The following is a 23,772-nucleotide window of genomic DNA, read 5'->3' on the forward strand; positions in this document are numbered from 1 at the left end:
TTTGACAGCGTGCTGTCAAAATGACAGGATGCTGTCATGACAACGCAGACGGTCCACCTCGCCCTCTACGACACGCTCGCGGACTGGGAGTTCGGCTACGCCACGGCCCGCATCAACAGCCCGGCGTTCCAGAAGGTGCCCGGTCGCTACCGGGTGCAGACCGTCGCCGCGACGCTCGACCCGATCACCACGATGGGCGGCCTCCGGGTGCTGCCCGACCTCGTGCTGGCCGACCTGGACCCGTCCGACAGCGCGATGCTGATCCTGCCCGGCGCGGACAGCTGGGCGGAGGGCGGCAACGCGGAGTTCGCCGAGGCGGCCCGGCGGTGGCTGGAGGCAGGCGTGCCGGTGGCGGCGATCTGCGGGGCGACCGTGGGCCTGGCCGCCGAAGGGCTGCTGGACGACCGCGCCCACGGCGGCAACGCGGTGGAGGAGTTGCGGTCGGTGCCGGGCTACCGCGGCAGCGCGCACTTCAGCGGTGAGCGGGCCGTCCGCGCCGGCGGCCTGATCACGGCGGGGGCGGCCGGTGCCCTGGAGTTCGCCCGCGAGATCTTCGCCGAGCTCGACCTGTACGAGCCGGCCGTGCTCGAAGCGTGGTACGGCCTGTTCCGCACCGGCGACCCGGCGTGGTTCGGCAAGCTGGAGGCAGCCCTCTCGTGACCGCGCAGCCGCGCACGGAGGCCGGCGACGTGCTGACCGACGTGATCATGCGCACCTTTCGCCTCTACGGCGGCTTCCTGGAGGCGGCGGAGGTGATGACCCGGCCGGTGGGCCTGACGGCGGCGTGGTGGCAGGTCCTCGGTGCCGTGCTGCGCGAGCCGCTGCCGGTGTCGGGCATCGCCCGCGAGATGAGCCTGACCCGGCAGAGCGTGCAGCGCATCGCGGACCTGCTGGTGCGGAAGGGCCTGGCCGAGTACCTGCCCAACCCGGCCCACCGCCGGGCCAAGCTCTTCCGGCCCACCGAGGCGGGCTACCGGGCGATCTCCAGCCTCACCGAGGCCCAGCACGCCTTCACCAACCGCATCTCGGCGCAGGTCGACCTGGACGACCTGCGCACCACGCTCGCCGTGATGGAACGCCTCATCACAGCCGTCGACGCCGATGCCGCCAAGACCGATGTCGACGAGACCGACGCCACCGGAACCGGCGGCCCCTGACACCGACTCCGGCGGCACCGACTCGGGCAGCGCGGACTCGGGCAGCGCGGAAGCCGCTCAGGCCGACTGAACGGCGAGATCCGAGGCCACGGCCGACTCGAAGCGGTGCAGCACGAGTTCCGCCACCTCCGGATCGGGCCCCAGCGGCGGCGCGATCACCGCGTCGCCGCCGGCCGAGGCCGCGACCCGGTCCGGCAGCAGCCCCGGCGCGAGGAACCACGACGCCACCGCGATCCGCAGCGCCCCGCCCGCCCGCAACCGCTCGACCGCGGTGGGCACGTCGGGTGACGCGGTGGACGCGAAGGCCGCCTCCACACCGGACCACTTCGACTCCCGCGCCCAACGCCGGGCGATGGACGACACGAGGGCGTTCGCGGGCGCGTGCGACGAACCCGCACCGGCCAGCACGACGCCCCAGTCGCGCTCGGCTCCGACGCCGACCGACGCCAGCCGCCGCAACGCCGCCGACTCCAGGCGCGGGTCGGGGCCCAGGACGTCGGCGATCGTCACGTCCAGCGAAGGCAGCCGCGCCTCGGCCACCGCGCTGGGCACGTCGACACGGGCGTGGAAAGCCTTGCCCAGCAGCAACGGCACGACCACCGCCGACCGGTGGCCGGCACCGCGCACGGCCCGCAGCACGTCTCCCAGCCGTGGCGCGGAGAGGTCCAGGAACGACCCCCGGACGTCCAGCGAAGGCCGCAGGGCCCGCACCACGTCCAACAACGCGTGCACGGTCGCCGCCGAACGAGGGTCACGACTGCCGTGCGCCACGGCCACCAGGGCGGTCACAGCGCACCCGTCAAACCGCGTGCCCGCAACACCGCCCGCTCCAGGGGCCGGAACAACAGCAGTTCGATCCCCACACCCACCAGCAGGATCAGGAAGATCGCCGCGATCACCATCGAGATGTCGTTGAGCGAGGACCCGTTGTGCAGGTACTGCCCCAAGCCCTCGCCCAGCTGCGGCGAGGTGGCGATGATCTCCGCCGCCATCAGCGAGCGCCACGAGAACGCCCACCCCTGCTTCAACCCGGCCAGGTAGCCGGGCAGCGCCGCCGGCAGCAGGATGTGCCGGGCCGCCGCCAGCCGGCCCGCGCCCAGCGCCTGCCCCACGCGCGGCAACAGCGGCGGGATCTGGTCGACGCCGGCGACCAGGCCGTTGGCGATGGAGGGCACCGAGCCCATCAGCACCACGAAGTAGATGGTCGACGGGGTCGCGCCGAACCACAGGATGCCCGCCGGCACCCACGCCACCGACGGCAGCGACTGGAGACCCGACAGCAGCGACCCGATGGCCGCCCGCACCACGCGCACCTTGGCGATCAGCAGGCCGAGCGGCGTGGCGATCAGGACCGCGGTGAGGAAGCCGAGCACGGCCCGGTGCACGGACGTCCACAGCACGTCCAGCGCACGGCCCGTCTCGATGGCCTCCGCGACCGCCGCCCACACCGAGGACGGCGACGGCAGCTGGTACTCCGGCCAGAACGCGGCCGCCCACAGCGCCTGCCAGACGCCGAGCAGCAGGGCGAACGCGATCAGCGGCGGCACGGCCGTGCGCAGGAACCGCCTGCCCAGCGACGGCCGCTGCTCCTGGTTCGGCGCGTCGAGCGCGTCGAGCCCCGCGCCGACCGCCGCCAGGTCGTTGTCAAGCCGCGGCGTGGCCACTGATCACCTCTCGCAGGCGGGTGGTGATGTCGTTGATCAGCGCCGGCTCGTCACCATCCACTGTGGACCACTCGCGGACCACGCGGCCGGGGCGGGAGGACAGCAGGACGACCCGCTGCGCCAGCCGCACGGCCTCGCGCACGTCGTGGGTGACGAACAGGATCGCGGTCGACGTCTCGCGCCACACCCGCACCAGCTCCGCCTGGAGCACGTCGCGGGTGATGGCGTCCAGCGCCGCGAACGGCTCGTCCATCAGCAGCAGGCCGGGCGTGCCCTCCTCGGCACTGCCCAGGGTGGACGCCAGGGCGCGGGCCAGGGCGACGCGCTGGCGCATGCCGCCGGACAGCTCGTGCGGGCGCTTGTGACCGGCTTCGGCCAGGCGCACCAGCGAGAGCAGCTCGCCGGCCTTCTCCCTGCGCGCGCCCCGCTTCAGGCCCGCGAGCCGCAGCGGCAGCTCCACGTTGCGCGCGGCGGTCAGCCACGGCATCAGCGCGGCTTCCTGGAACATCACGGCGGGCCGCGAGGTGGTCAGCCGGATCGAGCCGGAGGTGGGCGCGTCCAGCCCGGCGACCAGGTTCAGCAGGGTCGACTTGCCGCAGCCGGACGCGCCCAGCAGGCACACGAACTCTCCCGGTGCGACGCGCAGGTCGACGCCGTCGAGCGCGAGCACCGAGTTCGCGCCGTGTCCGAACGACTTGCGCACCGAGGACAAGGTCACCGCCGCGTCCAGTGTGGACTGCGCGGCCGGCTCAAGCGTGGCGGTCATGGTGTGCCTGCCTTCCCTGAGTTACTTCTTGTCCAGTCCGGCGGTGTCCACGGTCGGCTTGCCCGCGGCCGAGAGCACCTTGTTCAGCAGCGTGAAGTCCACGAGCCCGGCCACGTCCGCGGCTTCCTTGGCGACGCCCGCGGTGACCGCGTCCTCCGCCAGCCGCGGGAACGTCCTGGCCTGCGGGTCGAGCGTCAGTTCGATGTTGTCGAACGCCCGGTCCAGCACCGGCTCGCCCAGCGACTTCCCGGTGAGCGCCTTGAGCGCGTTGTTGACCACCTGCTTGGCCTCGGCCTTGTTGTCCAGCGCGAGGTTCGTCGCCGCCAGGTGGCCCCTGAGCAGCGCCTCGACGGTCTGCGGGTGCTCCTGGAGGAACTTGGACCGCACGATCAGCACCGTGGTCGGGAACTTGCCGCCCTCCCACAGGGTCTCCTCGTCCAGCAGCACCTTCGCGCCCGCGTCCAGCACCAGCCGCGAGGACCACGGCTCCGGCGCCCACGCGCCCTGCACGTCGCCCTTCCGGAACAGGTCCAGCGACTGCGCGTTCTCCGTGTTGGTCACGTTGACCTGGTCGGCGCCCGTGCCGACGCCCAGCTTCTGGTCCGACAGCCACTTCTTGAGCGCCACGTCCTGCGTGTTGCCCAGCTGCGGGGTGGTGATGACCTTGCCCTTGAGGTCCGCCGCCGAGCCGATCTCCGGCTTCACCACGAGCTGCGCGCCGCCCGAGGTCGCGCCCGCCACCAGCTTGATCGCCTCGCCCTTGGACTTGGCGTAGGCGTTGATGGCCGGGCCGGACCCGATGAACGTCGCGTCGAGCGACTCGCCGAGCAGCGCGTTGACCGCCTCCGGGCCGGCGTTGAACGTCTGCGTGGTGAGCTTGGTGCCGCCCAGCTCCTTGGCGAACAGGCCCTTGTCCACGCCGATCAGCGCGGCGGCGTGGGTGACGTTCGGGAAGTAGCCCAGCCGGATCTCGGCGGCCGGGCCCTTGTCGGCGCCGGCGTCCGCGGCTTGGTCGCCGCCGCCCGCCCGTGAGCACGCGGCGAGCGTCAGGAAAGCGGTCAGTACGGCCAGTGACTTGGTCAGGGTGCTGCGCTTGGTGCTCACGGCGGCGGTGGCCTTTCCGAGGGGATCAGGGACCGGGGGAGACGAGGGCGTGGCTGTCGGTCGGGGCGGTGCTCCCGCCCTCGGTACAGCTGTCCACTCCGTCCGGGACCGGCAGCGGCGCCCCGACCAGTCCCGCGGCCAGCGTGCTGCCGTCCGAGGCGTCGATGACCAGGAACGCCCCGGTGCGGCGGTTGTGGGTGTAGTCGTCGACGGGCACGGGCTCGGCCGTGCGCACGACGACCTGCCCGATCTCGTTGAGCTTGAGCGAGTCGGGGTTCTCCGAGCTGCCCAGCTTCTGCTCGTCGAACCTGGTGCGCAGCTCGGTCACGATGGCCTGGACGGTCCGGGTGCCGTGCTTGACCAGCACGCGGGCGCCGGGCCGCAACGCCTTCTCCGCCAACCAGCACACGGTGGCCTCGAACTCGTCGGTGACCGTGGGGGCTTCGCCGCCCGAGATCAGGTCGCCGCGCGAGATGTCCAGGTCGTGTTCCAGCAGCAGCGTCACGGACTGCCCGGCGGCGGCCTCGTCGAGCGGGCCGTCGGCGGTGTCGATCCCCACCACGGTGCTGAGCAGACCCGTCGGCAGCACGGTGATCTCGTCGCCCACCCGCACGGTGCCGGCGGCGACCTGGCCCGCGTATCCCCGGTAGTCCGGGAACTCCGCGGTGCGCGGGCGGATCACGTACTGCACCGGGAAGCGGAACGGCGCGTCGTGCGGGTCCACGTCGACCGGCACGGTTTCCAGGTGTTCCAACAGGGTCGGCCCGGTGTACCAGGGTGTGTTGGCCGAGCGCTCCACCACGTTGTCGCCCGCGAGCGCGGACACCGGGATCTCCGTCACGGCGTCCTCGGCGAACCCGAGCGCGGTGGCGTGCGCGGTGAACTCCTTGGCGATGCGGGAGAACGTGACCTCGTCGTAGTCGACCAGGTCGATCTTGTTCACCGCGAGCACCAGGCGCGGCACGCCCAGCAGCGCGAGCACGGCGGCGTGCCGGCGGGTCTGCTCCACCACGCCCTTGCGCGCGTCCACCAGCAGCACGCCCAGCTGCGCCGTGGACGCGCCGGTCACCGTGTTGCGGGTGTACTGCACGTGGCCGGGGGTGTCGGCCAGCACGAAGGACCGGTTGGGTGTCGCGAAGTACCGGTACGCCACGTCGATCGTGATGCCCTGCTCGCGTTCCGAGCGCAGGCCGTCCACCAGCAGCGACAGGTCCGGCGTGGCCAGGCCGCGGTCGGCGCTGGCGCGGTGCACGGCGTCCAGGGTGTCCGCGAGGACGGACTTGGTGTCGTAGAGCAGCCTGCCGACGAGCGTGGACTTCCCGTCGTCCACGCTGCCCGCTGTAGCCAGCCTCAACAGGTCGCTCATCAGAAGTAGCCCTCCCGCTTGCGGTCCTCCATGGCGGCTTCCGACAGCCGGTCGTCGGCACGCGTCGCGCCGCGCTCGGTGAGCCGGGACGCGGCGACTTCCGCGATCACCGACTCGATGTCGGCGGCGTCCGACTCGACGGCGCCGGTGCACGAGCCGTCGCCGACGGTGCGGTAGCGCACGGTCTTGGTGACCAGCGCCTCCCCGTCGCGCGGTCCGCCCCACGGGCCCTCGGCCAGCCACATGCCGTCACGCAGGTAGACGTCACGTCGGTGCGCGTAGTAGATCGACGGCAACTCGATCCCCTCTCGCGCGATGTAGTGCCAGACGTCCAGCTCGGTCCAGTTGGACAGCGGGAACACCCGCACATGTTCCCCCGGACGGTGCCTTCCGTTGTAGAGGTTCCACAATTCGGGACGCTGCCGGCGCGGCTCCCACTGTCCGAAGGCGTTGCGGAGGCTGAAAATGCGCTCCTTGGCCCGTGCGCGCTCCTCGTCCCGGCGTCCTCCGCCGAAAACGGCGTCGAACTTGTGAGTGGTGATCGCGTCCAGCAGGGGAACGGTCTGCAAGGGGTTCCGGGTGCCGTCGGGACGCTCCACCAGCCGCCCGTCGTCGATGAAGTCCTGGACCTTCGCGACCTCCAGCCGCAGCCCGTGCTGCGCCACCACGCGGTCGCGGAAGTCGATGACCTCCTCGAAGTTGTGGCCGGTGTCCACGTGCAGCAGCGGGAACGGCACCGGCGCGGGCCAGAACGCCTTCACCGCCAGGTGCAGCAGCAGGGTGGAGTCCTTGCCGCCGGAGAACAGGATCACCGGCCGGTCGAACTCGCCCGCCACCTCGCGGAAGATGTGGACGGCCTCGGACTCCAGGCGTCCCAACGCGTCCAGTGCCGTGCCTGCGCTCGACCCGGCGAGCAGATCTTCGGCGGTCATCCGTGCAACCCGCATTCTGTCTTGGCCTGACCCGCCCACCGGCCGCTGCGCGGGTCCGCACCCGGCAGCGGCTTGGCGGTGCACGGTGCGCAGCCGATGGAGGGATAGCCCGCCTGCACCAAGGGGTTCTCCAGGATCCCGTGCTCGGCGATGTAGGCGTTGAACTCGTCGTCGGACCACGGCGCGATGGGGTTGACCTTCACCAGCCCGTTGCGGTCGTCCCACTGCACGATCGGCGTGTTCGCCCGGGTCGGCGCGTCGACCCGGCGCACACCGGTCACCCAGGCGTCGTAGTTCTTCAGCGTGCGCTGCAGGGGCACGACCTTGCGCAGGTTGCAGCACCGGCTCGGGTCGGTCCGGTTCAGCAGCCCGAACTCGCGCTCCTGGTCGGCCACCGACTGCTCGGCGGCGGCGTTGACGATGTGCACGTCCGGGTAGACCAGGTCCACCGCGTCCCGGGTGCCGATGGTCTCCGCGAAGTGGTAGCCGGTCTCCAGGAACAGCACGTCGATGTCCGGCTTCACCTTGACCGCCAGGTCGATCAGCACGGCGTCCTGCATGTTCGACGCGACGATCCAGCTCTCGCCGAACGTCCGGGCGGTCCACGCGAGCGCCTCTTCGGCGGTGGCGTCAGCCAGCTCGACCGAAGCGGCCTCGGCGATCACCTTCAGTTCCTCGGCCCTGGTGGGGGCGGTCATCGCTGCACCTCCTGAGGAAGGTTGAGACCCACGAACTTCACCGTAAACACGCGGCGGCAGGAAGCGCACAGCCACGAGTAACTCGGCTCCTCCTGCGGCCGGAGGTCTTCGTCACCGCAGTAGGGGCAGTAGAACGGTGTGGCCCGCTCGCTCATTTCAGGTCCGCCTCGTCGGCACGCCCGACCCACTGCGCGAACCGCTCGTCCTCCTCGCGCTGCGCCACGAAGTTCCGCACCACCCGCTCGACGTAGCCCGACAGCTCCGGGGCGGTCACCTTGTGGCCGCGCAGCTTCCGGCCGAACCCGGCGTCCAGGCCGAGCCCGCCGCCCAGGTGCACCTGGAAGCCCTCGACCTGGTTGCCGTCCGCGTCGGTCACGATCTGGCCCTTGAGCCCGATGTCGGCGGTCTGGATGCGGGCGCACGAGTTGGGGCAGCCGTTGATGTGCACGGAGATCGGCGCGGTCACGCCCGACACGATGTCGGCCAGCCGCGCCTCCAGCGTGGTCACCAGCTCGACCGCGCGGGCCTTGGTCTCGACGATCGCGAGCTTGCAGAACTCGATGCCGGTGCACGCCATCACGCCCCGCCGCCACGGCGACGGCTCGGTCTGCAGCCCCAGCGCCGCCAGATCCGCTTGCAGCGCCTTGACCTCCGCCTCCGGCACGTCCAGCACGATCAGCTTCTGCTGCGGCGTCAACCGGACCCGGGTGGACCCGGACCGCTCGACCGCCTTCGCGACCTCCACCAGCGTGGAGCCGGAGACCCGGCCGGCGATCGGGGCCGCGCCGACGTAGTACAGGCCGTCCTTCTGCCGGTGCACGCCGATGTGGTCGCGCGGGACCGCCGGCACCTCCGGCGCCGGGCCGTCGACCAGCTTGCGCTCGAGGTACTCGGTCTCCAGGACTTCGCGGAACTTCTCCGGGCCCCAGTCGGCGACCAGGAACTTGATCCGCGCCCGGTGCCGCAGCCGGCGGTAGCCGTAGTCGCGGAAGACGCTGATCACGCCCTCCCACACGTCCGGCACCTCGTCGCCGGGCACCCAGGCGCCCAGCCGCCTGCCGAGCATCGGGTTGGTGGACAGGCCGCCGCCGACCCACACGTCGAAGCCGGGGCCGTGCTCCGGGTGGTCCACGCCGACGAACGCGACGTCGTGGATCTCGTGCGCCACGTCCGGCAGACCGGAGATCGCGGTCTTGAACTTGCGCGGCAGGTTCGCGAAGCGCGGGTCGCCGATGTAGCGACGGAGGATCTCGTCGATCGCGGGCGAGCCGTCGATCACCTCGTCCTCGGCGATGCCGGCGACCGGCGAGCCGAGCACCACCCGCGGGCTGTCGCCGCAGGCCTCCATCGTGGTCAGGCCCGCGTCCTCCAGCTTGCGCCAGATGGTGGGCACGTCCTCGATGCGGATCCAGTGGTACTGCACGTTCTGCCGGTCGGTGATGTCGGCGGTGTCCCGCGCGTAGGTCTGCGAGAGCTCGCCGATCAGCGCCAGCTGCGACGTGGTCAGCCGGCCGCCGTCGATGCGGACGCGCAGCATGAAGTACTCGTCGTCCAGCTCCTCGGGCTCCAGGGTGGCCGTGCGGCCGCCGTCGATGCCGGGCTTGCGCTGGGTGTAGAGGCCGTACCAGCGGAACCGCCCGCGCAGGTCGGCCGGGTCGATCGAGTCGAACCCGCCGTGGGCGTAGATGTTCTCGATCCGCGACCGCACGTTGAGCGGGTTGTCGTCCTTCTTGCTCCGCTCGTTCGGGTTCAGCGGCTCGCGGTAGCCCAGCGCCCACTGCCCCTCACCTCGGCGCTGCTTGGCACGCTGAGGCGTCGTCGTCGGGGGGACCATCTTCGTCCTCCGGGGTTTCGGGGCGCTGGTGCGCGTACGAGTCCCGGTGGGGCAGTGGTGGGGGTCTCGTCAGCGCACCCGGCGCCGACGGGAACAAAAAGTCGCGCGCGGGTTATGCCGAACGACGGCACATCGCGCTGGAGACACGACGGAAGTCGACGTGGCGGCGGACCACCAGGCGCACTCCGTTCGACGTCATGCCAGTCAGCGTGCCACGCGTCCACCCCGTGGTCTACAGCCATCCGCATGCTGGGACGACCTTCCCGGTCCTGGTAAATGGGACAATGGGGGCCATGCCCTCCGCTCTGCCGATCGGCGACCCCGCGCCGTCCGACGGCTCACTGCCCGTGACCGCCCTGACGGGCCTCGGAGCCCGTCCGTTCGGCGTCTACGTCCACGTGCCGTTCTGCGCGACCCGCTGCGGCTACTGCGACTTCAACACCTACACGGCCGGTGAGCTGGGCACTTCCGCGTCGCCGGGGTCGTGGCTGGAGGGGCTGCGGCGGGAGCTGGACCTGGCGGCGACCGTGCTGGGCCACGCCCCGGCCGCCGACACCGTCTTCGTAGGCGGTGGCACTCCGTCACTGCTGGGCGCGGACGGGCTGGCCGACGTGCTGGCCGCGGTCCGGTCGTCGTTCGGTCTGGCGCGGGGTGCGGAGATCACCACGGAGTCCAATCCGGAGTCCACTTCGCCGGAGTTCTTCGCCGCGATCCGTGACGCCGGTTACACCAGGGTGTCGCTGGGCATGCAGTCGGCGGCCCGGCACGTGCTCGCGGTGCTCGACCGCGTCCACACGCCGGGACGTCCGGTGGCGGCGGCGCGGGAGGCCGGTGCGGCGGGCTTCGACCACGTGAACCTGGACCTCATCTACGGCACACCGGGGGAGACCCGCGACGACCTCCGGGCCTCGTTGGACGCCGTGCGGGAGGCGGGTGTGGACCACGTGTCGGCCTACGCGCTGATCGTGGAGGAGGGCACCGCCCTGGCCCGCCGGGTCCGGCGCGGCGAACTGCCGATGCCCGACGACGACGTGCTGGCCGACAAGTACGAGCTGATCGACGCGGCGATGACCGCGCAGGGCCTGCGCTGGTACGAGGTGTCGAACTGGGCGGCGAGCCCGGAGTCGGCGTGCCGCCACAACGTCCTGTACTGGCAGGGCGCGGACTGGTGGGGCGCGGGGCCGGGCGCGCACAGCCACGTCGGCGGTGTGCGCTGGTGGAACGTCAAGCACCCGGCGAAGTACAGCGAACTGCTGGCGTCCGGCCGGTCACCGGCGGCGGGCCGGGAGGTGCTGTCCGAGGACGACCGTCGGGTGGAGCGCGTGCTGCTGGAACTGCGGCTGGCCGTCGGCCTGCCGGTGGACGTGCTCGACGCCGACGGCCAAGCCGAGGCGAAGGTCGCGGCGGCGGACGGGCTGCTGGACCCGGACGCCTTGGCCGGGGGCCGCTGCGTGCTCACCGATCGGGGCCGACTGCTGGCCGACGCCGTGGTGCGCAGGCTCACCTGAGCGGGACGTTGGTGGCGGGTTCACCAGGCGGCCGTGCGGGCTTGTCCGAGCCGGAGGTGGTGCGCGGGCTCGCCCGGTCGGGCTGTGCTGCGCGGGTTCACTTGAGCGAGATCGACGTCGACTCCCCGATGGTCCGGTAGCCGATCGGCCCGTAGAGGCGGCCGGCCTTGCCGTCCGGCTCGGTCTCCAGGAACGGGATGTTCCCGGCCGCGAACACCCGCGCGGTCAACTCGCCGCAGATCGCCGACGCGATGCCCTGGTTGCGGTACTCCGGCAGCACGCCGATCCCCGCCACCTGCGACAGGCCGGCCTGCGGACCGGTGTACGAGCCCCCGCCCGCCGGTTCGCCGCGGGCCAGCGCGAGCAGCAGCAGCCCGCCGTGCCGGAGCAACCCCCGCTGCCGGTGGACGGCGGCCTCCCGGGTGAGCGACCCCACACCGAAGGCCCGGTTCTGCACCTCCGACACCGCGACCAGCTCGTCGTCGGACGTCGCCTCGACCAGCTCCACCCCGTCCGGCACGTCGGGAACCCGCAGGTCGGCCCGGTCGACGCCCATCATCGGCTGCAACTGGTCGACGGTGAAACCGGCCTGGTCCAGGGCCGCGTCCACGGCCGGGGACGGCCGCAGGTACTCCAGGCGCGGCGTGCGGGACCTGGCGCGGAAGGCCTCGACGAGATCGGCGACGTCGGCGGCGGTGGGAGTGGCACCGGCTTCGGGTACCGCGTAGTTCATGTACACGTTGTCGCTGTGGGCGTCGAAGCGCACCAGGAACGGCCCGACCTGTTCGGCGTCGGGACGAATCGAGTCACGCAGGGCGGCCTGGATGTCGGCGAGCACACCGGAAACTACCCACCCGCGCCGAAGCGGTGCCACCGACTTTCCCTGCCGGGCGTCCCACCTCCGTAAACTCGTGGTGACGCAGGTCCGTCGTAGTGGAGGTGACGCGCGTTGAACGCCGATGAGCGCCGGTTCGAGGTGTTGCGCGCGATCGTCGCCGACTACGTCTCCAACCAGGAGCCCGTGGGGTCGAAAGCGCTGGTGGAACGGCACAACCTGGGCGTGTCCAGCGCGACCGTCCGCAACGACATGGCCTCGCTGGAGGAGGACGGCTACATCACCCAGCCGCACACCAGCGCGGGCCGGGTGCCCACCGACAAGGGCTACCGGCTGTTCGTGGACCGGCTCAGCGAGGTCAAACCGCTGTCCTCGCCGGAGCGCAAGGCCATCCGCAGCTTCCTGGAAGGCGCCTACGACCTGGACGACGTGCTGCGCCGCAGCGTCCGCCTGCTCGCCCAGCTGACCCGCCAGGTCGCGGTGGTGCAGTACCCGACGCTGAGCCGATCCACGGTGCGCCACCTGGAGGTGCTCGCCATCACACCCGCCCGGCTGATGCTGGTGCTGATCACCGACACCGGCCGGGTCGACCAGCGGTCGGTCGACCTCGGGGACGTGATCACCGAGGAGAACGTGGCGCGGATGCGCACCATGCTCAACACGGCCATGGTCGGCAAGCGGCTGTCCGACGCGTCCGCCGAGGTCGCCCAGCTGCCCGAGCTGGCGCCCGGCGAGCTGCGGGACGTGGTGCTGCGGGTGAGCACGGTGCTGATCGAGTCGCTGGTGGAGCACCCGGAGGAGCGCCTGGTGCTGGGTGGCACCGCGAACCTCACCCGCAACGTGGCAGACTTCCCCGGTTCGCTGCGCCAGGTGCTGGAGGCGCTGGAGGAGCAGGTCGTGGTGCTCAAGCTGCTGGCCGCGGCCCGCGACCCCGGCACGGTCCTGGTGCACATCGGCGAGGAGAACGAGGCGGCCGAGATGCGCAGCACCTCGGTCGTGTCCATCGGCTACGGCAGCCGGGACAACCTGCTCGGGGGTATGGGAGTGGTGGGGCCGACGCGGATGGACTACCCGGGAACGATGGCGGCCGTGCTCGCGGTCGCCAACTACGTCGGGGAGATCCTGACCGCACGCTAGTCGGGGGAACACCGAAGGCCTTTAGGACGTTTCGCAAGCGAGCGAGCGCGTGCTCGACGCGCCCGCAGGAGGACACACGGTGGCGAGGGACTACTACGGCACGCTCGGGGTCTCCAAGAACGCGACACCCGAGGAGATCAAGCGCGCCTACCGCAAGCTCGCGCGCCAGCTGCACCCGGACGTCAACCCGGGCGAGGAGGCCCGCTTCAAAGAGGTGACGGCCGCCTACGAGGTGTTGTCGGACCCGAAGAAGCGCGACGTCGTCGACCGGGGCGGCGACCCGCTGCAGCCCGGTGGCGGTGGCGGCGGGATGCACGACCCGTTCTCGGGTTTCGGGCTCGGCGACATCATGGACGCGTTCTTCGGTGCCACGGGTGGCAGCGGGCGCGGCCCGCGCAGCCGGGTGCAGCCCGGTTCCGACGCGCTGATCCGACTGTCCATGACGCTGGAGGAGTGCGCGGCGGGCGCGTCGCGGGAGCTGACCGTGGACACGGCGATCCTGTGCGACCGGTGCGTGGGCAGCGGCTGCGCCGACGGCTCGTCCCCGGTGCGCTGCGACACCTGCGGCGGGCGCGGCGAGGTGCAGTCGGTGCAGCGCTCGTTCCTCGGCCAGGTGGTCACGGCGCGTCCGTGCCCGGTGTGCCGCGGTTTGGGCGAGGTCATCCCCGACCCGTGCCTCCAGTGCGCGGGCGAGGGCCGGGTCCGGTCGCGGCGCACCATCTCGGTGCAGATCCCGGCCGGGGTGGCCGAGGGGATGCGGGTGCGGCTGGCGGGCCAGGGCGAGGTCGGCTCCGGCGGCGGACCGGCGGGCGACCTGTACGTGGAGGTCGAGGAGGTCCCGCACGAGGTGTTCGAGCGGGACGGGTCGAACCTGCACTGCTCGGTGCGCATCCCGATGACGGCCGCCGCGCTGGGCGCGGTGCTGCCGTTGCAGACCCTGGACGGCGAGGAGGAGCTGGAGATCGAGCCCGGCACCCAGCCGAACACCGAACTGGTGCTCACCGGCCGGGGAATGCCGAGGCTGCGGTCGTCCGGCCGCATCGACGGACGTGGCGACCTGCACGTGCACCTGGAGGTCGTGGTGCCGACCAAGCTGGACGCGCAGCAGACCCAGTTGCTGCGGGAGCTGGCCTCGGTGCGCGGCGAGGAGGAACCGACGCTCGCGCACAACGGCAAGGGCGGCGGCGGCCTGTTCTCGCGGCTGCGCTCCGGCCGCGGCCACCGGTGACGCTGCCGGTCTTCCTGGTCCCGGCGCTGCCGTCGGGCGCGGACGCCGTGCTGGACGGTCCCGAGGGCCGGCACGCGGCGACCGTGCGGCGGCTGCGCGCGGGGGAAGAACTGGTGCTCTCCGACGGGACCGGCGCGCAGGTGCGGTGCGTGGTCGACGAGGCCCTGAAGGACTCGCTGCGGTTGCGCGTGGTGGAGCGCTGGGTCGTGCCCGAGCCCGCGGTGCGGGTGGTGCTGGCGCAGGCGCTGGTGAAGGGCGACCGGGGCGAGCTGGCGGTGGAACTGGCCACCGAGGCGGGCGTCGACGGCGTGGTGCCGTGGAAGGCCGCCCGCTGCGTGACCAAGTGGGAGGACGGCCCGCGCGGGGCGAAGGCGCTGGAACGCTGGCGCAGCACCGCGCGGGAGGCCGCGAAACAGGCGCGGAGGGCCCGCGTGCCGTCCGTCGCGGAACCGGTGGGCACACCCGCGCTGGCCGGCCTGGCGCAGTCCGCCACAGTTGCATTGGTTTTGCACGAGTCGGCTCCGGTCAACCTCAAAGCGGTGACCCTGCCGGATGCGGGCGAGGTGCTGTTGGTGGTCGGGCCCGAAGGCGGCATCACGGACGCCGAGTTGAGCGCGTTGACCGAGGCAGGCGCGCACGCGGTGCGACTGGGCCCCACCGTTCTGCGAGCGTCGACGGCCGCGGCGGTCGCTTTGGGAGCGCTGGGTGTGCTGACCGATCGCTGGCGGTAATAGTGGTGCTCTCTTCTGGCGGACCGCCGGAATAGGGGTTACTCTCGTGGCCTGAGGGGTTGCATTGGTCTAGTCGCGATCGACCCTTCAGACCACAGAACTCGCCGGACACCTCCCCCCTCGGTCCGGCGTCGGCCGCGTTGCGGTGGGGCGACCCCCAGGTCCCACCGCGACGCGGCCCCTTTCTTTTCGGGCTGTTCCTTCCAGGACTGCTGCTGCCGGCTTGCTCCTCCCGGGGTGCCCCCGCTCCGGACCCCGCGCGCACGCGTGTCCGGGCTGGTCGGCGATGCTGGTCCGGTGTCGCGAATCTCGTACGGCGGGCATCCGAGCCAGTTCGGTGAATTGTTGACGGTTGACGGGAGGGGCTCGTCCCCCATTGTCGTGGTCATCCACGGCGGGTTTTGGCATCAGCGTTATGGATTGGAGCTGGGACGCCCGCTCGCGGCCGATCTGGCTGCTCACGGCGTTGCCGCCTACAACGTCGAGTACCGGCGGGTAACCGGCGGCGGTGGATGGCCGGAAACCGGTAACGATGTTTTGGCCGCTATCGACGCGTTGGACGCCGATGTCGTCACCCTCGGACATTCGGCGGGTGGCCACCTGGCGGTGTGGGCGGCGGCACGGCACCCCCGCGTCATCGGAGCGGTCGCCCAGGCCGGTGTCCTGGACTTCCTCCGCCACCCGGAGATCACCCGGCGCGCGGCCGAACTGCTCGGCGGCAGTCCCGAACAGGTGCCCGAGCGGTACGCGGACGCGTCGCCGGCGGCGTTGCTGCCGATCGACAAGCCGATGGTGCTCGTGCACGGCGAGGACGACGAGGACGTGCCGATCGAGCAGAGCGTGGCGTTCGCCGCCGCGTCCGGCGCCGAGCTGGTCACCCTGCCCGGCGTCGGCCACATGGACCTGATCACGCCCGGCACGACCGCGTGGGCCACCTGCCGGGACGCCGCGCTCCGGCTGGCCCGCTAGCCTGCGGGCCATGTCCGACTGCCTGTTCTGCCGCATCGTCGCGGGCGAGATCCCGGCCACGATCGTGCACGAGACCGAGACGACCATGGCGTTCCGCGACATCGCGCCGCAGGCCCCGACGCACGTGGTGCTGGTGCCGAAGCTGCACTCGCCGGACGCCGTCGCCCTGGCCACCGCCGCGCCGGGCGTGCTGGACGACCTGTTCCTCGCGGCCGGCGAGGTGGCCGCGGCCGAGGGCGTCGACGAGGGCGGCTACCGGTTGCTGTTCAACACCGGCGCCGACGCCGGCCAGACGGTCTTCCACGCCCACCTGCACCTGCTCGGCGGGCGCGAACTCGGCGCGCTCGCCTAGACCCGGCCCGGTCTCCGCAGGCCGTCGCTGCGGGGCGGGAGCCGCCGGACACCGTCCCTAGACGGCCTGCGGGAACGCCAGGACGCGGTCCGGGTCGTAGCGGCGGGCCACGTGGTGCAGCCTCGGGTGGTTGTCGCCGTAGTAGGCCCGCCGCCAGTCCGGCATCTCCGGGTCGATGTAGTTCACGTAGCCGGTGCCGAGGTCCAGCCCGTCGCGCACCGAGGCCAGTTCCCGCCGCGCCTGCGCCTCGCCCACCCCGCGCGCTTCCACGAAGAGTTGCGCGCTGGCGATCGCGTCCCGGTGCGGGAACGCCGTCTCCTCCGCCCCGACCCGCGCGATCGCCCCGCCGAACGAGTCGAACAGGATCGCGGTCGCCCGTTCGCCCTCCAGCAGCCCCACCACCAGCGCCGGGTCGAGCGGCTCCCGGACCATCCGCGACGAAGCCACGAACGGCGTCCCGGTGAACGGCGGACACCTGTCCAGGCATCCCGCGTAGTACCGCATGGCCGTCAGGTGGTCCATCGGTCGCAGGTCCCGCGCCAGTACCGGGACCTTCGCCGCCAACCGGTCCAGCAGCGGCGTCAGGGTCTCCGGCGTGCCCACCCAGCAGCCGGACACCAGCGCGCGCGTCGGGCGCCCCGAGTCCAGCCGGCACGCCGCCCACATCTCGTCCGGCAGACCGACCATCCACTCCTGCCAGGCCCCGAACACGTCCACCGCCGCGCCCGCCGGGGTGCGCAACTCGAACGGCACCAGGTCGCGGGCCGACTCGGTGGCGAACCGGAACGACGTGACGACCCCGAAGTTCCCGCCACCGCCGCCGCGCAGCGCCCAGAACAGGTCCGGCTCGTGCTCCGCGTCCACCTCCCGCACCGACCCGTCCGGCGTGACGATCCGCGCGCCGCGCAGGTAGTCGCAGGTCAGCCCGTACTTCCGGGCCACCACGCTGATCCCGCCACCGAGCGCCAACCCGGCGACGCCGACGCTGCGGCACGTCCCGGCGGGCAGCAGCCGACCGGCCGCGCCCAGCCCTTCGTACAGGTCGATCATCGAGGTGCCCGCGCCGACCACCGACTCACCGCCGGCCTCGACCCGGTTCAGCGCGGCCAGGTCGACGACCAGCCCGTCCTCGGGCACCGAGTAGCCCGCGTAGCTGTGCCGACCGGACCGCGCGGCGACCGGGAGGCGTTCCGCCGAGGCGAACTCCAGGCACCGCGCCACGTCGGACTCCACCGCGCACAGGGCGATCGCCGCAGGCCGGCGGCGCGCGTACACCAGGTTGTAGGGACGCCGGACGGTGTCGTAGTCGGCGTCGCCGGGCAACACCAGCCGGCCGGTCAGCACCCGGCGCAGCCGGTTCCAGTCCCGGTCCCAGCCGCCCAGCGCCACCAGGCCGGTCGCGCCGAGGAACGTCCTGCGGTCGAACTCCACGGCCCTCACCCCCCACCACCATGGTGGACCTGAGTGACGTGCGACACAGCCGTCTATCGGGTCATCCGAGCGCCTGCATCACCGGCGCGTAGAGCCGGCCGCGGTCCCCGGTGAGGTCGCCGCGCACCATCTGGTCCACCTCGAACCGGGCGGGCATCCCGTTCGCCGACAGCCACGCCGCCAGCTCCGGGTCCGCCACGTCCACCCGCGCCGGCCCGTCCCCCGCCAGGTCCGCGATCAGCGCTTTCGCCGTCCCGACCGAGTCCGCGACCACCGGCCCGACCATCAGCCGGTCGGTGTTGCGCCAGGACGCCGCGAACCCGCCGTCGGCCACCCGCACCTCGTGCGCGAAGTCGAACAGCCGCGCCCACATCGCCGACCGGTCCGCGCCGAACACCGCCGCGTCCTCGGCCACCACCCGCGCCCGGTCCGCCCGTCCGGCCGGCCTGCTCACCCCCGACGGCGGCGCGGTCAACGTGCCGAAGTGCCCGGCCGTCCGGCCCACCGACCGGAACCCCAGCTTCTCGTACAGCGGCTTGCCGAAAGCCGTGGCGTACAGCGAGACGAGCGGGATGTCCGCGAACGCCAGCGCGTGCTCCACCACCCGCCGGCCCAACCCGCGCCCGCCGTGGCCGCGGGCTACCAGCACCATGCTCAGCGCCGCGTGCACGTCACCGAAGCGGGTGACGACCGCGGTGCCGACCAGGTCGACGCCGTCGAACACGCCGAACCCGGTGCCGGCAGTGAGCAGGAACCACCACTTGGCGGGCTCCGGCGGCCAGTCCCGGTCGGCCGCCAGGGCGACACAAGCCGACACGTCAGCCGGGGTGAGGGCGCGCAAGGTCTCCACGCCGTCGAGTACACCTGCCGTGTCCAACCGGTTTCCCGTTCCCGGTTCTTACTCCGGTGCGCGGTGTCGGTGGGGGCGGCTAGCATCGGTGGCAGTAGGTCAAGTACACCCGAGTTCGGCGCGAACGCGCAGGAAGCAGGCCCGAGGCCACGTGGCCGACACCGCAGACAACACGCCGCAGGCCGGCCACGCCGCGGCTGACGCCCAGTCCAAGTTCGCCGTGCCCGACGGCGCGGTGCTCGCCCTGCTCGGTTCGCGCGACGAGAACCTCCGGCTCGCGGAGGAACTGCTCGACGCCGACGTGCACGTGCGCGGCAACGAGATCACCCTGTCCGGCCAACCCGCCGACGTGGCGTTCGCCGAGCGCGTGTTCAGCGAGCTGATCACCCTCGCCGGCCGCGGCCAGCAGGTCGGCCCGGACACGGTCCGCCGCACCGTCGCCATGCTGTCCGCGGGCACCAGCGAGTCACCCGCCGAGGTGCTCAGCCTGGACATCATCTCCCGGCGCGGGCGCACCATCCGCCCGAAGACGCTGAACCAGAAGCACTACGTCGACGCGATCGACCAGAACACCGTGGTCTTCGGCATCGGCCCGGCGGGCACCGGCAAGACGTACCTGGCGATGGCGAAAGCCGTGCAGGCGCTCCAGGCCAAGCAGGTCAACCGGATCATCCTCACCCGCCCCGCGGTCGAAGCGGGCGAGCGGCTGGGCTACCTGCCCGGCACGCTCTACGAGAAGATCGACCCGTACCTGCGCCCCCTGTACGACGCGCTGCACGACATGGTCGACCCCGAGTCGATCCCGCGCCTGACCCAGGCGGGCACCATCGAGGTCGCCCCCCTGGCCTACATGCGCGGCCGGGCGCAACCGGTCTCCACCGACGTGCTGACCCCGGACGGCTTCCGCCCCATCGGCGAGCTGGAGGTCGGTGACCTGGTCATCGGCTCGAACGGCGAGCCGACCCCCGTCCTCGGCGTCTACCCCCAGGGCGAGAAGGACGTCTACCGGGTCACCGCGCAGGACGGGGCGTCCACGCTGTGCTGCGGGGACCACCTCTGGACCGTGCGGACCGCCTCCGACCACCGGCGCGACGAGCCCTGGCGGGTCCTGGAGACCAAGGAGCTGATCGGCGACCTGGGCGCGGCACCCGCCCGGCGGTACGAACTGCCGCTGCTCAGCGCGCCGGCCTGCCAACCGGAGCGGCCGTTCCCCCTGGACCCGTACGCGCTCGGCCTGCTGCTCGGCGACGGCCGCCCGACGGGCTCGCACAGCCCCGCCACCGAGGACGGGGAAGCCGTCCCCACGTCGGACGCCGCGCTGACCGGCGCCGAGGTGCGCCGTGAGGTCCACGCGGACCGCACCCCCGACCGGGTGCGGACCGCCGGTGCCGTGGCCACGCTGGAGGACCCGGTCACCGAGGCGCTCGGTTCACTGAGCCCGCTCGGCACCCACCCGCACACGAGGTTCGTCCCGGACGTCTACCTGGACAACACCGCGCACGTTCGGCTGGCCGTCCTCCAAGGGCTGCTGGACGCCGCCGGCGAGCCGGTGACCGGAGTCGACCGCACCTGCGGGATCCGGTACACGACCACGTCCCCCGCGCTGAGGGACGGCGTGCTCCGCCTGGTCCGGTCCCTGGGCGGCGTCGCCCACGTCCACCGCCGGCCGGCGACCGGCCGGGCACCGGAATGTGCGGACGACCGCCCGGAGCCGCACCTCCGCGACACCCACCTCGTCGACATCAGGCTGCCCGAAGGCGTCGAGCCGTTCCGGCTGGCCCACAAGCAGCAGGAGTACCGGGCAGCAGGGGGCGGCGGGCGGCCGGAGCGGTTCATCGACCGCATCGAACCGGCCGGTCGCGCCGAAGCGGTCTGCATCCAGGTGGCGGCGGCCGACTCGCTCTACGTCACCGAGGACTACCTGCTCACGCACAACACGCTCAACGACGCGTTCATCATCCTGGACGAGGCGCAGAACACCACGCCCGAGCAGATGAAGATGTTCCTCACCCGACTCGGCTTCGGCTCCAAGATCGTGGTGACCGGCGACATCACCCAGATCGACCTGCCCGGCGGGCAGCGGTCCGGGCTCAAGGTCGTCAAGGACATCCTCGACGGCGTGGACGACGTCCACTTCTCCATCCTGACCAGCAGCGACGTGGTCCGCCACCGGCTGGTCGCGGACATCGTCGACGCCTACGAGAAGTGGCAGGTCGAACAGGACGAACACGACCTGGGCGAGGGCCGGCAGCAGCATGCCGGACCCGGTGCGCGGTCACGAGGGCACCGCCGGGGACGATAGGCGCCGTGAGCATCGAGATCGCGAACGAATCCGGCGTGACCGTGGACGAGCCGTCCATCGTCTCCGCCGCCCGGTTCGCGCTGGACCGGATGGGCGTCAGCCCGTTGGCCGAGCTGTCCGTCCTGCTGGTCGAACTGGACGTGATGGCCGACCTGCACCAGCGCTGGATGGACCTGCCCGGACCGACGGACGTCATGGCGTTCCCGATGGACGAGCTGGACTCGGCCCGCCGACCCGACGCGGCGGGCCTGGGCCCGGCGCTGCTCGGCGACATCGTGCTGTGCCCGGCGTTCGCCAAGGACCAGGCGAAGAAAGCGGGCCACGGCCTGCTCGACGAGCTGCACCTGCTGACCGTGCACGGCGTGCTGCACCTGCTGGGCTACGACCACGCCGAGCCCGCCGAGGAGCGCGAGATGTTCACCCTGCAGAACCGGATCCTGGGCGACTTCCGCACCGCCGCCGCCGAAGCCGAGCGCACCGCCGCGCAGCGCGAGGCCGACTCGAAACTGCTCGGGGCGGTGGGCCTGGAGGATTCCGACAGGCCCGACCCGACCACCTGAGGCGGCCGCGGTGACGGGGGACTCCACCAGCCTGATCGTGCTGGCGGTACTGCTGGTGCTCGGTGCGGGCGCGTTCGCCGGCGCGGACGCCGCACTCGGCACGGTGTCACGGGCACGCGTCGAAGCGTTGCAGCGGCAGGGCCGGGCGGGCACCCGGCAGCTCATCCAGGTGCTGGCCGACCGGCCCCGGCACGTCAACCTGCTGCTGTTGCTGCGCCTGGGCTGCGAGCTGTCGGCGACCGTGCTGGTCACCGTGGTGTGCCTGCGGCTGATCGGCACCGGCTGGGTGGCCGTGCTGGTCGCCGGCCTGAGCATGCTCGTCGTGTCGTACGTGCTGGTCGGCGTCGGCCCGCGGACCATCGGCCGGCAGCACCCGTACGCGGTGAGCCTGGTGGCCGCCGGACCGATCCGCGTGCTCGGCCGCGTGCTGGGACCGCTGTCGAGACTGCTGATCCTGGTCGGCAACGCCATCACCCCCGGCAAGGGCTTCCGCGAAGGCCCGTTCTCCTCCGAGGTCGAGCTGCGCGAACTGGTCGACATGGCGCAGGAACGCGGCGTCGTGGACGAGGGCGAACGCGAGATGATCCACTCGGTGTTCGAACTCGGTGACACCATCGCGCGCGAGGTGATGGTGCCGCGCACCGAGATCGTGTGGATCGAGCAGGCCAAGTCGGTGCGGCAGGCGCTGGCGCTGTCCCTGCGCACCGGGTACACCCGGGTGCCGGTGATCGGCGAGAGCGTGGACGACATCGTCGGCGTGGTGAACCTCAAGGACCTGGTGCGGCTGACGCTGTCCGAGGAACCGAACGGCACGACCGTCGCGGACGTGATGAAGCCGGCGTCGTTCATCCCCGACTCCAAGCCCATCGCCGACCTGCTGCGCGAGATGCAGCTGTCCCGCAACCACCTGGCGGTGGTGGTGGACGAATACGGTGGCACGGCGGGACTGCTGACGATCGAGGACATCCTGGAGGAGATCGTCGGGGAGATCACCGACGAGTCCGACACCGACGACCGCCCGCCGGTCGAGCACCTGACCGACGGCTCGGTCCGGGTCAGCGCCCGGCTGCCGGTGGACGACCTGGACGCGTTGTTCGGCACCGAGCTGGACGACCACGAGGTGGAGACGGTCGGCGGCCTGCTCGCCCAACGCCTGGGCCGCGTGCCGCTGCCCGGTACCGAGGCGGAGATCGCCGGCCTGCGCATGCGCGCGGAAGGCGGCAAGGACGAACGCGGGCGGATGCGCATCACCACGGTGCTCGTCCGCCCGGTGAACGGCGACAACAGCCCGGAAGGAACCCCAGGTGACTGACTCCACCCCCGCGACGACGCCGACGACCTCCCTCGACCCGGAGGACACCAAGATCATCACGCTGGCCCGCTCGGCCCGCGCCCGCACGGGAGCGGCCGAAGGCGCGGCCGTCCGCGACACCGACGGGCGGACCTACGCGGCGACCACGGTCGCGCTGCCGTCCCTGCGCCTGACCGCCCTCCAGGCCGCCGTGGCCGCCGCCGTGTCCAGCGGCGCGGAAGGCCTGGAAGCCGCCGCCGTGGTGACCGGTGCCGACGCCGTGGACGCGGACTCCGTCAACGCGGTCCGTGACCTGACCGCCGACGCCCCCGTCTTCCGCGCCGACGCGTCCGGTGCGCTCCGGGACACCGTGTAGTGGTGCACGTGACGGTGTGCCGCGGCTGCTGCTGCGGCACCGTGAAGAAGCACCCCGACTACGACCACGAGGAGCAGTTGCGCCGCCTGGAGGCCCTGGCCGTCGGGTCCGGCGGACGGGTGCGCGTGCGGACCGCCGACTGCCTCGACGCCTGCGAGAACTCCAACGTCGTCGTCGTGAAGCCGGCGGGCGGAAAACCGGTGTGGCTCGGCTTCGTGCTGCACGACGCCGTGATGGACGACCTGGAAGCCTGGCTGACCTCCGGCGGCCCCCTGCCGGCGAACCTCGACCTGAACCGCATCGTCCCGCCCGCACAGCAGGCTTGAGGCCTGCGTTCCGCCCGCACAGCAGGTGTGAGTCCTGCACGGTGGGGGACGTGATCGAGCGGATCAAGTCCCCCGTCCGCCGGTGAGCGCGTCTCCCGGTGAGCGCCACCCCCGGGTCTCCCGGTGAGCGCCATCCCCGGTGAGCGCGACCCCGGTGATAGCGACCGACCGGACAGCGACCGCAAGCGGCGCGTCAACCGACGCCAAGCCAATCAGGCCAACCGACGCCAAGCCAATCAGGCCAACCGACGCCAAGCCAATCAGGACGAACGCGCGCGTGCCCGCCGGGCCGGTGCCATACGACCCCCGCCGCGCCTCGCCTCCATACTTCCTCGGCAACGAAAACGCCGCGCCG

The 23,772-nt window shown here is 72.2% G+C and carries 25 protein-coding genes and 2 pseudogenes; 14 read left to right on the plus strand and 13 right to left on the minus strand.

Going from position 1 to position 23,772, the window contains the following annotated elements; translation table 11 throughout:
- The first annotated feature begins 36 nt into the window (after positions 1-36).
- Positions 37-660, plus strand: a complete 624-nt coding sequence (locus FHS29_RS21565; protein ID WP_184693096.1) for a DJ-1/PfpI family protein — start codon at positions 37-39, stop codon at positions 658-660.
- The gene (locus FHS29_RS21570; protein ID WP_312865031.1) at positions 657-1,157 is read left to right on the plus strand and encodes a MarR family winged helix-turn-helix transcriptional regulator; all 501 of its coding nucleotides are present in this window, start codon (positions 657-659) and stop codon (positions 1,155-1,157) included. Before FHS29_RS21565 ends, FHS29_RS21570 begins: the two co-directional genes overlap by 4 nt.
- 57 nt (positions 1,158-1,214) lie before the next feature.
- Here FHS29_RS21570 and FHS29_RS21575 read toward each other — a convergent pair whose 3' ends face one another.
- The 10 genes from FHS29_RS21575 to FHS29_RS38495 form a co-directional block, all read right to left on the minus strand.
- The gene (locus FHS29_RS21575; protein WP_184693098.1) at positions 1,215-1,946 is read right to left on the minus strand and encodes a sirohydrochlorin chelatase; all 732 of its coding nucleotides are present in this window, start codon (positions 1,944-1,946) and stop codon (positions 1,215-1,217) included.
- Positions 1,943-2,821 carry an ABC transporter permease gene (locus FHS29_RS21580; protein WP_184693101.1) on the minus strand — a complete coding sequence of 293 codons (879 nt, stop codon included), beginning with the start codon at positions 2,819-2,821 and terminating at the stop codon, positions 1,943-1,945. Before FHS29_RS21580 ends, FHS29_RS21575 begins: the two co-directional genes overlap by 4 nt.
- Positions 2,802-3,587 (minus strand): ABC transporter ATP-binding protein, encoded by a 786-nt coding sequence (locus FHS29_RS21585; RefSeq protein WP_184693103.1) that lies wholly within the window; start codon positions 3,585-3,587, stop codon positions 2,802-2,804. Before FHS29_RS21585 ends, FHS29_RS21580 begins: the two co-directional genes overlap by 20 nt.
- 21 nt (positions 3,588-3,608) lie before the next feature.
- On the minus strand, positions 3,609-4,691 hold the full coding sequence (locus tag FHS29_RS21590) for an ABC transporter substrate-binding protein (RefSeq protein WP_184693105.1): 1,083 nt from the start codon (positions 4,689-4,691) through the stop codon (positions 3,609-3,611).
- Between the two features lie 25 nt (positions 4,692-4,716).
- Entirely contained in the window at positions 4,717-6,057 is a 1,341-nt protein-coding gene (locus tag FHS29_RS21595) for a sulfate adenylyltransferase subunit 1 (RefSeq protein WP_184693107.1), read from the minus strand.
- Positions 6,057-6,989: a sulfate adenylyltransferase subunit CysD gene (gene cysD, locus FHS29_RS21600; protein WP_246440620.1), complete on the minus strand. Its 933-nt coding sequence runs from the start codon at positions 6,987-6,989 to the stop codon at positions 6,057-6,059. The genes FHS29_RS21595 and cysD overlap by 1 nt, the downstream gene beginning before the upstream one ends.
- Complete coding sequence (locus FHS29_RS21605) at positions 6,986-7,687, minus strand: phosphoadenylyl-sulfate reductase (RefSeq protein WP_184693109.1); 702 nt, start codon at positions 7,685-7,687, stop codon at positions 6,986-6,988. The genes cysD and FHS29_RS21605 overlap by 4 nt, the downstream gene beginning before the upstream one ends.
- The gene (locus tag FHS29_RS36960) at positions 7,684-7,842 is read right to left on the minus strand and encodes a hypothetical protein (protein ID WP_015098919.1); all 159 of its coding nucleotides are present in this window, start codon (positions 7,840-7,842) and stop codon (positions 7,684-7,686) included. The genes FHS29_RS21605 and FHS29_RS36960 overlap by 4 nt, the downstream gene beginning before the upstream one ends.
- Positions 7,839-9,521: a nitrite/sulfite reductase gene (locus tag FHS29_RS21610; protein WP_184693111.1), complete on the minus strand. Its 1,683-nt coding sequence runs from the start codon at positions 9,519-9,521 to the stop codon at positions 7,839-7,841. The genes FHS29_RS36960 and FHS29_RS21610 overlap by 4 nt, the downstream gene beginning before the upstream one ends.
- Before the next feature lie 112 nt (positions 9,522-9,633).
- On the minus strand, positions 9,634-9,720 hold the full coding sequence (locus tag FHS29_RS38495; protein WP_376774458.1) for a putative leader peptide: 87 nt from the start codon (positions 9,718-9,720) through the stop codon (positions 9,634-9,636).
- Between the two features lie 94 nt (positions 9,721-9,814).
- On the opposite strand from FHS29_RS38495, the gene hemW reads away from it, so the two are divergent.
- On the plus strand, positions 9,815-11,029 hold the full coding sequence (gene hemW / locus FHS29_RS21615; RefSeq protein ID WP_184693113.1) for a radical SAM family heme chaperone HemW: 1,215 nt from the start codon (positions 9,815-9,817) through the stop codon (positions 11,027-11,029).
- A gap of 97 nt (positions 11,030-11,126) precedes the next feature.
- On the opposite strand, the gene FHS29_RS38215 is transcribed toward hemW, so the two are convergent.
- On the minus strand, positions 11,127-11,867 hold the full coding sequence (locus tag FHS29_RS38215; protein ID WP_184693115.1) for a GNAT family N-acetyltransferase: 741 nt from the start codon (positions 11,865-11,867) through the stop codon (positions 11,127-11,129).
- 111 nt (positions 11,868-11,978) lie between these two features.
- Here FHS29_RS38215 and hrcA point away from each other — a divergent pair, with 111 nt between their 5' ends.
- The 5 genes from hrcA (at position 11,979) to FHS29_RS21645 (ending at position 16,281) form a co-directional block, all read left to right on the plus strand.
- Positions 11,979-13,001 carry a heat-inducible transcriptional repressor HrcA gene (gene hrcA / locus FHS29_RS21625; RefSeq protein ID WP_184693117.1) on the plus strand — a complete coding sequence of 341 codons (1,023 nt, stop codon included), beginning with the start codon at positions 11,979-11,981 and terminating at the stop codon, positions 12,999-13,001.
- Between the two features lie 79 nt (positions 13,002-13,080).
- Positions 13,081-14,229 carry a molecular chaperone DnaJ gene (gene dnaJ, locus FHS29_RS21630; protein ID WP_184693119.1) on the plus strand — a complete coding sequence of 383 codons (1,149 nt, stop codon included), beginning with the start codon at positions 13,081-13,083 and terminating at the stop codon, positions 14,227-14,229.
- Positions 14,226-14,960, plus strand: a complete 735-nt coding sequence (locus FHS29_RS21635) for a 16S rRNA (uracil(1498)-N(3))-methyltransferase (protein ID WP_184693121.1) — start codon at positions 14,226-14,228, stop codon at positions 14,958-14,960. Before dnaJ ends, FHS29_RS21635 begins: the two co-directional genes overlap by 4 nt.
- A gap of 297 nt (positions 14,961-15,257) precedes the next feature.
- Complete coding sequence (locus FHS29_RS38220; protein ID WP_184693123.1) at positions 15,258-15,929, plus strand: alpha/beta hydrolase family protein; 672 nt, start codon at positions 15,258-15,260, stop codon at positions 15,927-15,929.
- 10 nt (positions 15,930-15,939) lie between these two features.
- Complete coding sequence (locus FHS29_RS21645; RefSeq protein WP_184693126.1) at positions 15,940-16,281, plus strand: histidine triad nucleotide-binding protein; 342 nt, start codon at positions 15,940-15,942, stop codon at positions 16,279-16,281.
- A 57-nt stretch (positions 16,282-16,338) separates the two neighbouring features.
- Here the strand turns inward: FHS29_RS21645 and FHS29_RS21650 are convergent, their stop codons facing one another.
- Entirely contained in the window at positions 16,339-17,721 is a 1,383-nt protein-coding gene (locus FHS29_RS21650) for an FAD-binding oxidoreductase (RefSeq protein ID WP_312865032.1), read from the minus strand.
- A gap of 52 nt (positions 17,722-17,773) precedes the next feature.
- Positions 17,774-18,562, minus strand: a complete 789-nt coding sequence (locus FHS29_RS21655; RefSeq protein WP_184693128.1) for a GNAT family N-acetyltransferase — start codon at positions 18,560-18,562, stop codon at positions 17,774-17,776.
- 151 nt (positions 18,563-18,713) lie between these two features.
- On the opposite strand from FHS29_RS21655, the pseudogene FHS29_RS36320 reads away from it, so the two are divergent.
- The 6 genes and pseudogenes from FHS29_RS36320 to FHS29_RS21680 all read left to right on the plus strand — a co-directional run.
- Positions 18,714-19,424, plus strand: a pseudogene (locus tag FHS29_RS36320) (PhoH family protein); the annotation flags it as partial.
- A gap of 1,074 nt (positions 19,425-20,498) precedes the next feature.
- A pseudogene (locus FHS29_RS36325) lies at positions 20,499-20,864 on the plus strand (PhoH family protein); the annotation flags it as partial.
- 5 nt (positions 20,865-20,869) lie between these two features.
- Positions 20,870-21,424 (plus strand): rRNA maturation RNase YbeY, encoded by a 555-nt coding sequence (ybeY, locus tag FHS29_RS21665; protein WP_184693132.1) that lies wholly within the window; start codon positions 20,870-20,872, stop codon positions 21,422-21,424.
- A gap of 10 nt (positions 21,425-21,434) precedes the next feature.
- Positions 21,435-22,736: a hemolysin family protein gene (locus FHS29_RS21670; RefSeq protein ID WP_184693134.1), complete on the plus strand. Its 1,302-nt coding sequence runs from the start codon at positions 21,435-21,437 to the stop codon at positions 22,734-22,736.
- Positions 22,729-23,091, plus strand: a complete 363-nt coding sequence (locus FHS29_RS21675; RefSeq protein WP_184693136.1) for a cytidine deaminase-like protein — start codon at positions 22,729-22,731, stop codon at positions 23,089-23,091. Before FHS29_RS21670 ends, FHS29_RS21675 begins: the two co-directional genes overlap by 8 nt.
- A gap of 2 nt (positions 23,092-23,093) precedes the next feature.
- Positions 23,094-23,417, plus strand: coding sequence for a (2Fe-2S) ferredoxin domain-containing protein (locus FHS29_RS21680; RefSeq protein ID WP_246440623.1), 324 nt, complete (start codon positions 23,094-23,096; stop codon positions 23,415-23,417).
- The last annotated feature ends 355 nt before the right edge of the window (positions 23,418-23,772 follow it).

The organism is Saccharothrix tamanrassetensis (genome assembly GCF_014203665.1).
Lineage (GTDB): Bacteria > Actinomycetota > Actinomycetes > Mycobacteriales > Pseudonocardiaceae > Actinosynnema > Actinosynnema tamanrassetense.